Genomic DNA, 12,506 nt, shown 5'->3' with positions numbered 1-12,506 from the left:
TCGGCTAGGCTACCGAACGCGAGACCTCAGGATCGGAGATGTCGGCCCAGATCGTCTTGAGTTCGGTATATTGGTCGTGGGCATGCAATGACTTGTCTCGTCCACCGAAGCCCGAAAGTTTGAAGCCACCGAAGGGTGTCGAGACGTCCCCTTCGCCGTAGCAATTGATTGTCACAGTTCCAGCGCGGATGTCCCGCGCGATACGATGTGCCTTGCCAAGATTGGCGGTAAAGATTGAGGCTGCTAGCCCATATTGCGTGTCGTTTGCGACCCGTACCGCTTCATCAGCGTTGGTGACCTTGATGACCGAAAGCACCGGCCCGAAAATCTCCTCTCGAGCGATAGCCATTTCGGGCGTGACATCATCGAATACAGTTGGCTCGATGAAATAGCCTTTGCCGTGCTTGTGGGCGTTCCCGCCCGTCACGATCCTGGCGCCTTCCGCCCGCCCCTTCTTGATGTAGCCCATAATGCGGTCGAACTGCTCCTTCGACACAATGGCGCCGAGCCGATTGCCTGGGTCCAATGGCTCGCCCAGAGGCCATTCCTTGAGCTTGTGGAGGACTGTTTCCACCAAACGGTCCTTGATCTTCTCGTGCACGATAAGGCGCGAATTGGACGAGCAGTTCTCGCCCATATTCCAGAAGACCGCCTGAGTGACATGCTGCGCTACGACATCGAGGTTCTCGGCGTCATCCAGAACGATGCAAGGGTTCTTCCCGCCGCATTCGAGCACGATGCGCTTGAGATTGGACCTGCCGGAATATTCCAGAAACTTCCGGCCGACGTCGGTTGATCCCGTGAATGCGACCATATCGATATCGGGATGCATGCCGAGTGCCTTGCCGGTGATCTCGCCCGGACCGGTGACGATCTGAAGGACGCCGGCGGGGATCCCCGCCTCATGCGCCAATTCGGCAATTCGCAATGTTGACATGTTGGTTTGCTCGGCCGGCTTGACGATGACAGAGTTGCCGGTCGCAAGAGCCGGTCCGATCTTCCAGGCCAGCATCAGGATCGGGAAGTTCCAAGGCAGAACGCAAGCGACCACGCCCAAAGGCTGGCGTACGATCATCGACACGACATCATCGCCAGAAGGCGACGTCTGGCCGTAGAGCTTGTCTGTGGCTTCCGCGTGCCACTCGAGGCAATGCAGGGCCTCAGGAATGTCTATGATTTCGACGTCATAGATCGGCTTGCCGCTTTCGAGCGTCTCAAGCACAGCAAGCTCATGAGCGTTTCGCTTCATCAATTTCACGAGCCGCCGCAGAACGCGCTTGCGCTCGCTCGGATGCGCACGCGACCAGACGCCTGATTCAAACGCCAGTCGCGCTTTTTCGACAGCGAAATCGACGTCGGCCTGGCCGCAGGAAGCGATCCTCGCGATGACCTGGCCTGTGGCGGGATTGATGGTCTCGAAAGTATCCCCAGATTGTGCTGCCCGCGCCTTACCATCAATCACTGCACTGGTCGGCAGTGGCAAGCTGTCCGCCAGGTTCTGGTACTCATTACGCGTTAATAGCGATGACATTCTCGGAAGCCCTCTTTTGGGATTTTGCAGTGATCGACGCGATGGCTGCTTTAAGGGTGCGGATCGTCGACTCAAGTTCCCGCTTCTGTTGGTCGTCGAGTGCCCGCATAGGCCGGCGCACGGGTCCAGCCGGTAATCCAGCCAACTCGCACGCGAACTTGATGCTCTGGACGAACTTGCCGCCCTGTTCGAGCAGCCTCATCAGAGGCAGAAGGGCCGACATGATCTGCCGTCCCTTAGTGAAGTCCCTCTCAATAACACACGCTTCGTATAGCGCGAGGTGCTCAGCCGGCAGGCAATTGCCAGCTCCGCAGACCCAACCCTTGGCGCCCCAGGCGAAGAATTCAAGCGCCTGATCGTCCATGCCGCAAAACAGGTCGATATGCGGATAGTCACGAGCCAAGGCGTGCAGCTGGTTCATACTGCCGCTGGATTCCTTGATGGCACAGAAGTTAGAACTGCGACCGACGCGGTCCAGGAACTCGAAATCCATCATCGTGCCGGTGCGCCCCGGATAGTTGTAAAGCATCACCGGCAGATTGGCGGCTTTGTCGATCGCAAGCGCATGGTTGGCCAGTTCGAGCTGCGTGGGCACAGCGTAGTACGGCGACCCGATCAGGATCCCGTCGCACTTCAGGTCCTTTGCAACCAGCGCATATTCGATGCAGTCTTCAGTGCGAATAGCGCCGACGCCTGCGATCAGGGGCATCTTCCCCTTCACCATGCTCCTGGCAAGCTTTAGCAGGCCGACACGCTCATCTCGTGACTGGGCGTAGTACTCGCCCGTGGTGCCACCGACAATGATACCATGGACGCCAGTCGCGACGAGGTGCTCGAGCGTTACGCAGAAGCCGTCACGGTCAATCGATCCATCGGCATGAAAGGGCGTTGTGACGGGCGGAATAACGCCTTTAAACGACATCTGCCTCGCTCCAATGTGGGCTACATGTCTACGGTTATATGCAAAGTGGTGACCAGCAACAGCAGAAATAAAGTCACCTGTCACAATACTTTTTTGCGACTCAGTTCTATGCGTGTAAGATTCGCTGCCATGAATTTGTAGCTCTCCGGGGGTCCGACAGGCAGTGTTAGGTGAGCAAGTAGCTGTCCGCCCTCATCACGCTTTGGCCAAGTGAGCGTAACTTGCTGCGAAACGCCGGAATTTATGTTCGCCGCAAATCACCGGCCCATAGCGAAGTGGGTTGCCGTCTGTGACACATGAGGCCAATGGTTCGATGATCGCATCGAAATCAGCGTCGATGAAGAAGGGGATCGAGTAACGCTCGCGCCCAGAGATATTCACTACGCGGTGGATGTTCGCCAAGTATACGCCGTTGGTGAGGCGCTGAATGAGGTCGCCAATGTTGATTATGAATGTGCCTCGGATCGGCGTGCCCTCTACCCATTCGCCGTCTCGGTTCATGACCTGAAGACCACCCACGTCGTCCTGCGACAGGATGGTCAGATTGCCGTAGTCGGTGTGGGCACCAATTCCGATGATGTCTTCGCTGACGTAGCCACTCTGCGGTGGGTAGTGGAGCAGGCGCTGAATGCTAATCGGGCTACGCATGAGGTCCTCGAAATAGCTTTCCGACAGGTCCAGACTGAGTGCGATGCCCTTTAATAGTTTTTTCCCGAGATCGACCATTGTCTGATGGTATCCGTAGGTCAATTCAGAGAATTCAGGCAGACTTGAGGGCCACTGGTTGGGCCCAAAAAACGGACCTTCCAGGGTCGGCCGTTCAGGGCCGAGATCAAAGCACTCTTTTAGGTCCTTCGTCTTGCACGGATCGGTGTTTTCCCCGAAGGGCTCGATGTATCCGCGAAGGGCCACATCGGAGTTGCTAATATGCAATATCATCTTACGCGATAAGGGCAGATCAAAGAAGCGACGGGTCACATCGAAAACCGACTCCACAGAATACTGCGGAATACCGTGGTTCTTCACATACATAAACCCAGCGTTTGACAGAGCCCAACGTATCTCTTTGGCTACCCTCTGCTTATTGCTACCATCGAGAAGCGGCGCAATGTCAACCACCGGGAGTTTGTCAAAATTTTCGCGCTTCGCGTGCAGCTTGTTGTCAAGTCTGACCATGAGATCTTTAGACATGAGTACGACACCTCTGTTTGCAGTCGCCCAAGAAATCCTGGCAGCGTGACGAAGCGTCATAGGCTACCGAGAGTTCTTCTGAGGAGACTCGCTAAACCCCAACCTCCTGCTAGGGAAATCCTAGCCTTCACTCTTTGTTGTCGCCTAGGGCTGCCAGTCTCGCCAGCGACGTTGCGGCAGCGCGGTCATGGCGCCTCCCTTGGGGCGCTGGCTTTTTCGAGCACCTGGAAAACCCAGTAGTGCGCGCCTTCTTCCGCGACGTACCGGGCGTTGTCTAGGCGCTGTGTCGGAACAAGGATGCCCACATCCTGTAGGCGTCGCACCTCATCTTCAAAGGATGCGGCCTCCACATAACTCTTTCGGGTACTTGCGACGACAAATCCGTTCGGGCGCGTGACACGAGCCAGTTCGCGCAATCCCTCCGGTCGAACATGCCCATGCGTGAAAGCGCCGCAGCACACCGAGACATCATAGCTCGCGCTGGGGTAGTCCGAGAGCGGCCTGTTAAGATCGACACCGCCTCGGACTTGGCGGTAGACTCGGGTTTGCCGGGCCCGCTCGGCCATCTCCTCGGAGAGGTCGATCCCGTCGATCAATCTGAACCCGAGGCGTTCCAATTCCGCGCCGAGGAGGCCCGTTCCGCAGCCGGCGTCGAGGATTGCGATGTCAGCGCGCTCAGTGGCCAAATAGGCCGTCTGCACGGCACCAGCCAGCTCAGCTACGATCTTTGGCCCGCAGTACCCGTCACGGCCGACATCAAGATCGTACGAAATGGCCCATTCGCGATAGAAGTGGCCCAAGCGAATGACGTCGCCGTCTAGGGTGTGGGAATCCTTAATGCGCCTTCGTGCGGCTTGATCCAGTGCCGTCTGCTGCTCGAGCGTGTTCATGAAAGTTCTCCGTGTAGAGGCAGGTTGTCATCGGCGCGCCGGTCGGTACCTGCTGCCGTCTTATAATGAGGCTTCAAAACTCGTGCCGATTGGCCGAACGACGCGAAGAAAAAATTCCCGACAGTTTTTCAACTGGTTGGCCGGTGCAACACAAGCACTTGCCTACACAAGCCTGTGTCGCGAGCACGACAAAACCGAAGAATTGTCCGCAGTCCTCCGCTGACCGCCATCATCGATGAGGTTGTGTGCCACACGGCTGGTGCCAAGTGGTTGAAACATACCGTTCAACTAAGTTTACAGGATCTTTGCGATCGCCGAGTCCTGACGATGGTACTTTCACCGCAACGTTCTAGGTCAGGCACGATACAAAGCTGATGCCTAATTACGGTGATCCTGCACAGCACACAACGTCGGAGTCACAAGCCCATGGCAAGAAAAGCGCTTATTCTGGTTGGGGGACATAGGGGTAATGGTCCGCTGCACGTCCAAGCGGCTCAGCGTCTTGGTCTTGACCCAATTTCCCTGGTCGCTAATCCGGCTCAGTACAACTATCTTGCGGGGCTTAAGGCAATCTGTGCGGATACAGACAATCTCGATGTATTGATCCGGGAATGTTCCCAGCTGCGTGCTACGCACGACATTGCCGGCATTACCGGCTTTGCGGGCGACGACGAGGCAATCCCAGCGACCATTGGCAAGCTCTGCAGGCACTTCGATCTGCCGGGCCCGAACCCCGAGTCGATCGAACGATGTTCCGATAAATTTGCTCAACGTGAGGTTCTCGCGGAGGCTGGAGTTTCAGTGCCAGCTTATCGGGTAGCAGCGAATGGAAATGAGGTCGAGAGCTTTGCCGCTGAGATCGGCCTGCCTCTAGTTCTTAAGCCAGCCTTGGGCAGCGGCAGCGTCGGTGTGCGATTGTGCCGCAATCTCGATGAGTTAGCCGAACATACGACCCATCTTTTGGGCGGGAAGCACAAATGGCGATCTTCCCCACGCGTACTCGTTGAAGAATTCGCACAAGGCCCACACTATACCATTGACATAATGGGCAACGAGATCATCGGGATCGCCCTTCTTGATTTCGGCGGTCCACCGCATTTCGTCTATCGTGAGTGCACCTATCCCGCCGTGCTGACTGATGACGAGCATGAAAGTATCGCTGATGTTTCCCAGAGTTGTTTGCGAGCTCTCGGACTTGGCTGGGGACCAACTAACATTGAACTTCGGTGGACGAAGCGTGGCCCAGTCATTATTGAAGTCAACCCGCGTCTTCCTGGATCGCCTAGTCCTGAACTGGTTCAGCTCGCTTATGGTGTCGATCTCGTGGCAGAGCACATTAAACTTGTAATCGGCGGCGAATGGAATTTGCGCCGAAGGCATTTGCAGACTGCGACTGCGCGGTTTCTTGTTCCTGATTGCGATGGCACCTTTGAGGGAACCGACGGCAACAGTCGCGCCGCTGCTCTACCTGGAGTCGCTGAGGTCAAGTTCTATATTGGACCCAAGACGCCGATCGTCAGGAAAGGTGATTACCGAGACTGTATCGGACATGTCATCGCCGCTTCATCCTGCCCTGCTGAGACGGAGGAGATACTTCAGCGTGCCGTCGAGCAAATCGATTTGTCGATCACACCATTTCCGAACCTCAGCAACTAGCCAGTCTGCAGCCAATCGCCGGCCATGGATATTTTGAACTGCAGATCTGACGGCGAGCGGGTCCGTCCATCAACCGTGGTAAGCTGCTCAAGAAGCTTTGCCAACGTCCACTTGATGGACCAGAGCCCGCGTCGCGGCCCAACAAGCAAAGGTTGCCGTCTGTCGGCGAGAGCAGTGCCTGTGCGGAAAGTTTCTGGTCCCCTCATCCTACAGGACATCCGGTAGGAGGTGGATCCTTCGGACCAGGCGGAGTGCCGGCGGACGACCCGGAACGCCATCCGGGTCGTGTGCTGATTTCTGCAAATTCGCTGAGAGGGCGGTCATGGCATTCAACGTCACCGATTCCTTTGAAGGAACGCCACCATGACCAAGACTGAAGATAAATCCGCCATAGCCGCCGTCAAAGACATCCTGCTTTCGAACCCGGATCGATTGCACGAGGTGATCCGCGCGGTGATGCAGGAGGTGCTCGAGGCCGAGATGGACGAGGTGCTGGGTGCTTCGAAGAGCGAGCGCACGCCGGAGCGTCTCGGCTATCACTTGGGCTACTATGGCCGTACCCTTGTCACGCGGGTCGGCAAGCTTGAGCTGCGGGTTCCGCAGGACCGGGCGGGCCGCTTCTCGACCGAACTTTTCGAGCGTTACCAGCGTTCCGAGCGGGCCTTGGTGGCCACGCTTGCGGAGATGTATGTGCAGGGCGTGTCGACCCGGAAGGTCAAGGCGATTACCGAAGAGCTGTGCGGCCATGCGTTCTCGGCCTCGTCGATCTCGGCCATCAACAAGCGGCTGGACGAGAGCCTGAAGGCCTTTGCCGAGCGCCCGCTTCAGGAGCCCTTTGCCTATCTCATCCTCGATGCCCGCTACGAGAAGGTGCGCGAGGCCGGCATCGTCACGAGCCAGGCGGTGCTGATCGCGGTCGGCATCGACTGGGACGGGCGGCGCCAGATCCTGGCAGTGGAAATGGCCAATCGCGAAAGCCGCTCGGCCTGGAGGGATTTCCTCGTCGCGCTGAAGGCGCGCGGCCTCAAGGGCGTCGAGCTGGTTGTCTCTGACGACCATGCCGGCCTGGTCGCGGCGATCGGCGAGGTGATCCCCGAAGCCGCCTGGCAGCGCTGCTACGTGCACTTCCTCAGGAACGCGCTCGATCACCTGCCGAGAAAGCACGGCGACGATTGCCTGCAGGAGTTGCGCTGGCTCTACGACCGGCGCGATCTCGCCGAGGCCAAGGCCGATCTCGCCGCATGGCTTGCCAAATGGTCGGGCCGCTGTCCGCGACTGACGAGCTGGGTAGAGGAGACCATCGAATGCACGCTGACCTTCTTTTGCCTGCCGCGCCAGCACCACAAGCACCTGAAGTCCACCAACATGCTGGAACGCCTCAACGAGGAAATCCGCCGGCGCGCCTATGTCGTGCGCATCTTCCCGAACGCCGAAAGCTGCCTGCGCCGGGTCAGGGCGCTGGTCGTCGAGACCAACGAAAACTAGATGGAGGCCAACCGCTACATCAACATGGACGATCTACGCGAACACAAGAAAGTTGCACTGCGTCAAGCCGCATGACCACCACTATGGCCGCCCCTTTTTGCAGAACTTGCCATCTAGCGGCCCTGGATCCAGTCGGGCGGCCCAGGCGAGGCGTGGCCCGGATTGCCGAGCTTGGGGCGTGCCATGTTCATCGCCATTTTGCTATGGGGGAAGAGACAGTTTTCACAGGCGGCGCTTTTGAGCTAAAAACGATTGCTTCGTCCGTTGCTCAATCATGAGTCCAGCTGGCGGCCCTGCGGACCCCCCCGCACCAAGCCAAGCAGGTCACGATGCTCTTCAAGCCATTGCGACATCGCCTTCAACTCGTGGCTGATCTCGTCTCTGGGGAAATATCGTATGCTGGCTGGACGTGCGTTCTTGGCGCATTGTCGGCCCCGGCGATGGCGTGCTTTGGAACCCGCCGCGCCTCGTTCGCGCAAAGCCGAGACCCGTAAACAACAGCAACGGTTTCCTTATGGACGCAAACCAGCCTAGGTAGACTAACATGAAGACGGTCTCAGCGTCCATGGTTTGGTAGCGCCGTGCGCCAATGTTACGCAGCCAGCGCGGTCTCCACCACCTTAACCCAAAATCCGACGCCGTAGGGTATGGCTTCGTCGTTGAAATCAAATGCCGGATGATGCCAGGTAGCGCTTGATCCATTGCCCAAGAATACGTAAGAGCCCGGCCGTGCTTCCAGCATATAAGAAAAATCCTCGGATCCCATGTTGGCTGGCAACTTGTCGTCCACGGCTTCAGGGCCAACCAGAATGCCTGCTGCCTTGAGCGCTAGATTGGTCTCGTCAGTGGAGTTGATGGTGACGGGCTCGAATCGCCGGTATTTGAAATCAACATCCCCGCCAAATCCTCGTGCGATGCCTTGGGCGGCTGCGCGTATATGTTGTTCCGCGAAGTCCCGCAGGTGAGGCGCAAAAGCCCGGACGGTGCCGGCCAATTCAACGCGATCAGGAATAATGTTGTAAGCCGTTCCCGCATTTAGTTTGGTGATGGAGATGACGAGTGACTCTAGCGCGTCTGTGCTGCGAGAGACCAAAGTCTGCAGGCCAAGGACGATCTGCGCTGCAATGACAATAGGATCGACGCATTTATGAGGCTCGCTTGGATGACCACCTCTACCTTTAACGACTACGTCAAACTCATCGAGCGCAGCCAACAGTGGGCCATAGCGAGTGCTGAACTTGCCCACGGCCAAATCTGGCGCACAGTGCAGACCGAAAACCTGGGAGATGCCGAAACGGTCCATGATCCCTTCCTGGACCATCCTTTGGCCACCCATTCCATCTTCTTCCGCGGGCTGAAAGATAAGAGCGACGGTACCCTTGAAGTTGCGTGTACTTGCAAGGTGCTTGGCTGCTCCTAGCAGCATGGCCGTGTGGCCATCATGGCCGCATGCATGCATCTTCCCCGGTATTGTCGACGACCAGGGTTTGTTTGATGCTTCGAGAATCGGAAGGGCATCCATATCGGCTCTGAGTGCAATCGTCGGCCCATCCCCGCCTTCGCCTTGGATCAACGCAACGATCCCGGTTTCAGCTATTCCTGTTTCTATGTGATTTATGCCGAACGAAGCTAGTTTCTCGGTTACGAATCTCGCTGTGTTGTGTAGCTGGTAACCGAGTTCGGGATGTTGGTGGAGGTAGCGCCGCCACTCAGTTACCTCGACCTGCAATTCTCGGAAAGTTTCTACGCTGCTCATCTGGAATCCCAAATTATCACGTCTTCATCGAACTCAAGGATGAACCAGCGAGCGGCTTTGGGTCAAATCCAGTTCATGTATTGAAGCCATCTGAGAATGAGATGGATCCACACTCGTGTGTGACAGATCATCCGGATTGCACCGCCGAGAGCGAGCGCCTTGGGTCCTTGAGAAGCCGGCTTTCTTCGAGAAGATCGGGTGGATCGGCGACAGGAGCGGGCCGAGAACGCAGATCGATCTTCCTTGGGACGCACGTGGCGGATTTTTGGCGACTGGCTGGTGGTCAGGCCTGCAAAACATGGACGGCGGGAGGCAGGACCTGTGTGTTGTTCCGGAAGGAGGCCGAGAGGATCCTGGTCGTCCCTTTCGGGACAGGCCGCGGCATGGCTCGGCCCCTTCCCACCGGTGAACCATCAACCTGAACAGTTGCACCGACTGTCATAAGCAGACCCGCACCACAGGAAGAGGCGTGGACATGAACGGCAGAGCTATGTCGGCTGCGACATCTGCAAGCAGTGGCTCGATTTTTTTTGATGAGGCAAGCGGTCGTTGCCAGCGCATCGAAAATCAGGTCGATGCGATCGCTGCCTATCCGGCAGGCCTTCACCCTGGCTGACTTCGTTGTCATGGAAGCGACAGGGGTCCATGACCGACTGCTGCATCATCGCCAAGGCAGCCGTTGCGTCGGCGCGGTCGCCAAGCCTGACCCTCTCGACGCCAAGGTGTTGAGCGGCTATGGCTATCACCCTAAAGCCGAGCCGGCGCCGCGCGAAGAAGGCGAAACAGCTTCAATCACTTGCCCGTCACAGTGGCCAACTGATCGATATCCAGGGCAAGATTGAAGAATTATCGCGGCGAAGCCTTCGACGAGATTGTCATCGCCGAACTCGAAGAGCTGATCGCCGCCTTCAACGCACGCATTAGGCGCTCGAGAGCCGGATCGCCGAAGCCATTCGTCGAGCCGAGGCAATTCCCGGGACCACGCGCTGATGGTCTCCGTGCCCGGTGTCTCCATGGTCACCGCGTTCTCTCTGCTGGCGCACATGCCCGAGCTCGGCTAGCGTTCACCCAACTCGATCGCAGCACTCGCCGGCCTTGCTCCCTCCGACAACAAGAGCGGCAACCTCAATCATAGATGCCAGATTGCGGCCGATCGCGCGGTCCGCCGTGCTCTCTACATGGCAGCACTTGGCGCCAGCCGCGCCTGTGATCGCTCAGAGCTTTCTACAGCGCCATTACGAGTTGCTGATCCGCCAAAGACCGCTGCGGTGAAAGTTTGGCGGGTATCCGTCTGAGTTTGGCTTCATTCGCCCCAGGGAATTGCCAAGGATCCGGAAACGGATAGACTTGGCGCCCTGGATGATAGCGTCCCGGCGGTTACCCGCGGCGACGCTCCTCGTCAGATTCTGGCTATGGCGAAAGAAACCAGAGCCCTTGCTAGGAGGTGCCACAACCTGGTCGAGTCCCCGCGGGGACATGCACCTTCGCTCATGAACAGAAGCGGCACCACGGCAGGCGAATGCCCGTCAGACGCGTTCAAGCGAACGCTTGGGATTTGACTGGTTGCCCGCAGCAAATCCAAGGGCCGTCATGATCATACCGCGCCCTCGGCCTTAAGCGCGCGATATGTTGTGTCGACTGACTTCGCGGTCGCATCGACAATGATGTCGATCTCTTTTCGAGTAATGATCAGTGGTGGGGCAAATCCGAGAATATCGCCATGCGGCATAGCCCGGCCGATGACACCATTCTCAAACAGAGCAGCGGCGGCGCGCACGCCGACCTGAAGCCTGGATTCGAACGGTACCCGTCCTTTAGGATCCCGCATCAGCTCCACAGCGGACAGAACGCCGACGCCGCGAACCTCGCCAACGATGGGATGTTCCTCCAGTTCGGCTTTCATGCGGGCATGCCAGTAGGGTCCGACATCCCGAACATGTTCCAAGATATTCCTTTCTTTTATCAATTTAACATTGGCGAGCGCGGCTGCCGCGCAAAGCGTGTGACCGGAATATGTCCAGCCGTGGCCGAGTGGGCCGTGCTTCTCCGTTCCTTGTTCCAAGACCGTCCAGACGCGGTCGCCGATAATTGACCCGGAGATGGGTAGGTAGGCAGAGCTCAAGCCTTTGGCAATGGTAACAAAATCCGGACGCATGCCATACAGGTGAGAGCCGAATTTTTCACCGGTTCGCGCGAAGCCGCAGACCACTTCATCAGCGATCAGAAGAATGTCGTACTTGTCGAGGATCGCCTGAATGGCCGTCCAGTATCCGTTTGAGGGCGGAACGATGCCGCCGGTCCCAAGTACCGGCTCTCCGATGAAAGCTGCAACCGTCTCTGCGCCTTCGGCGAGGATCAACGCCTCAAGTTCATCGGCACAGCGCTTAGAGAATGCTTCCTGGCTTTCGCCATCACGCGCTTGGCGGTAATGGTGCGGCGTCGTCGTATGGCGCACCAAATCCAGAGGCAGGTCGAAGAAATCGTGAAAAAAGGGTAGGCCTGTCAGGCTACCGGTGACCAGCCCGGACCCGTGATATCCGCGATGCCGCGAGATGATCTTCTTTTTCTCAGGGCGCCCGAGAATGTTGTTGTAGTACCAGACCAGCTTGATGTTGGTTTCGTTGGCGTCGGAGCCGGAAAGGCCGAAAAAGACCCTCCGCATGTTCTGACCGAAATAATCGACCACGGCCTCTGCCAGGAGGGCGACTGGCTCGGTGCCCTGGCTCGCGTAGACATGGGCGAACGGCAGCTCGTGCGCTTGCTTTGCGATGGCATCGGCTATCTCCGTGCAACCGTATCCCATATTGACGCAGTAGAGCCCTCCGAAGCCATCTAGGCTCTTTCGCCCTTCCGTATCCCAAATGTACACGCCTTCCGCTCCGGCCATGATCCGGTTTGGCGTCTCGCCGCGGCTGTGCTTGGCCAAATGCGTAGACGGATGAAAGACGAAGCTTCGATCCTTCTCCCGGAGTTGCTCGGTTCCCAAATTGCTTAAGGTCATCGTCCTCTCCCAGTCTGCGATCAGTCAGCAGGGCGGACCCTGTCGCCCTTGTAGAAACCAAACAATAATAGCAA

At 57.6% G+C, this 12,506-nt stretch carries 9 protein-coding genes and 1 pseudogene; 4 read left to right on the top strand and 6 right to left on the bottom strand.

Annotation, left to right across the window (positions count from 1 at the left end; translation table 11 throughout):
• Positions 1–4: 4 nt before the first annotated feature.
• The 4 genes from RPF88_RS25415 to RPF88_RS25400 all read right to left on the bottom strand — a co-directional run bounded on the left by RPF88_RS25415 (position 5) and on the right by RPF88_RS25400 (position 4,534).
• Positions 5–1,531, bottom strand: coding sequence for an aldehyde dehydrogenase (locus tag RPF88_RS25415; protein WP_337123912.1), 1,527 nt, complete (start codon positions 1,529–1,531; stop codon positions 5–7).
• A complete protein-coding gene (locus RPF88_RS25410; protein ID WP_127399658.1) occupies positions 1,509–2,453 on the bottom strand; it encodes a dihydrodipicolinate synthase family protein in 945 nt (314 codons plus the stop codon). Before RPF88_RS25410 ends, RPF88_RS25415 begins: the two co-directional genes overlap by 23 nt.
• A 195-nt stretch (positions 2,454–2,648) precedes the next feature.
• Positions 2,649–3,644, bottom strand: coding sequence for an isopenicillin N synthase family dioxygenase (locus tag RPF88_RS25405; RefSeq protein WP_127399657.1), 996 nt, complete (start codon positions 3,642–3,644; stop codon positions 2,649–2,651).
• Positions 3,645–3,829: 185 nt separating this feature from the next.
• Positions 3,830–4,534: a class I SAM-dependent DNA methyltransferase gene (locus RPF88_RS25400; protein ID WP_127399656.1), complete on the bottom strand. Its 705-nt coding sequence runs from the start codon at positions 4,532–4,534 to the stop codon at positions 3,830–3,832.
• A 426-nt stretch (positions 4,535–4,960) separates the two neighbouring features.
• Here RPF88_RS25400 and RPF88_RS25395 point away from each other — a divergent pair, with 426 nt between their 5' ends.
• Together RPF88_RS25395 and RPF88_RS25390 are read left to right on the top strand one after the other, a co-directional pair.
• A complete protein-coding gene (locus RPF88_RS25395) occupies positions 4,961–6,190 on the top strand; it encodes an ATP-grasp domain-containing protein (protein ID WP_127399655.1) in 1,230 nt (409 codons plus the stop codon).
• A 363-nt stretch (positions 6,191–6,553) separates the two neighbouring features.
• Positions 6,554–7,750, top strand: a pseudogene (locus RPF88_RS25390) (IS256 family transposase).
• A gap of 517 nt (positions 7,751–8,267) precedes the next feature.
• On the opposite strand, the gene RPF88_RS25385 reads toward RPF88_RS25390, so the two are convergent.
• A complete protein-coding gene (locus tag RPF88_RS25385) occupies positions 8,268–9,431 on the bottom strand; it encodes a M20 aminoacylase family protein (protein WP_127399654.1) in 1,164 nt (387 codons plus the stop codon).
• A gap of 469 nt (positions 9,432–9,900) precedes the next feature.
• Here RPF88_RS25385 and RPF88_RS25380 point away from each other — a divergent pair, with 469 nt between their 5' ends.
• Both RPF88_RS25380 and RPF88_RS33445 read left to right on the top strand, forming a co-directional pair.
• A complete protein-coding gene (locus tag RPF88_RS25380) occupies positions 9,901–10,047 on the top strand; it encodes a hypothetical protein (protein ID WP_189347227.1) in 147 nt (48 codons plus the stop codon).
• A 460-nt stretch (positions 10,048–10,507) separates the two neighbouring features.
• Entirely contained in the window at positions 10,508–10,726 is a 219-nt protein-coding gene (locus RPF88_RS33445; RefSeq protein WP_127399675.1) for a transposase, read from the top strand.
• Between the two features lie 299 nt (positions 10,727–11,025).
• Here RPF88_RS33445 and RPF88_RS25375 read toward each other — a convergent pair whose 3' ends face one another.
• On the bottom strand, positions 11,026–12,432 hold the full coding sequence (locus RPF88_RS25375; RefSeq protein WP_127399653.1) for an aminotransferase: 1,407 nt from the start codon (positions 12,430–12,432) through the stop codon (positions 11,026–11,028).
• Positions 12,433–12,506: the final 74 nt, after the last annotated feature.

This window comes from Mesorhizobium sp. ISC11 (assembly GCF_037162595.1).
GTDB classification, from domain to species: domain Bacteria; phylum Pseudomonadota; class Alphaproteobacteria; order Rhizobiales; family Rhizobiaceae; genus Mesorhizobium; species Mesorhizobium ciceri.
Note: the sequence above shows the minus strand (reverse complement) of the source record. Positions and strands in the feature narration are given on the sequence as shown.

What these genes read in the sequence shown, in the direction of transcription:
- RPF88_RS25385 (WP_127399654.1), bottom strand. Translation starts at nt 9,431, where the DNA reads ATGAGCAGCGTAGAAACTTTCCGAGAATTGCAGGTCGAGGTAACTGAG.
- RPF88_RS25405 (WP_127399657.1), bottom strand. Translation starts at nt 3,644, where the DNA reads ATGTCTAAAGATCTCATGGTCAGACTTGACAACAAGCTGCACGCGAAG.
- RPF88_RS25410 (WP_127399658.1), bottom strand. Translation starts at nt 2,453, where the DNA reads ATGTCGTTTAAAGGCGTTATTCCGCCCGTCACAACGCCCTTTCATGCC.
- RPF88_RS25395 (WP_127399655.1), top strand. Translation starts at nt 4,961, where the DNA reads ATGGCAAGAAAAGCGCTTATTCTGGTTGGGGGACATAGGGGTAATGGT.
- RPF88_RS25400 (WP_127399656.1), bottom strand. Translation starts at nt 4,534, where the DNA reads ATGAACACGCTCGAGCAGCAGACGGCACTGGATCAAGCCGCACGAAGG.
- RPF88_RS25415 (WP_337123912.1), bottom strand. Translation starts at nt 1,531, where the DNA reads ATGTCATCGCTATTAACGCGTAATGAGTACCAGAACCTGGCGGACAGC.
- RPF88_RS25375 (WP_127399653.1), bottom strand. Translation starts at nt 12,432, where the DNA reads ATGACCTTAAGCAATTTGGGAACCGAGCAACTCCGGGAGAAGGATCGA.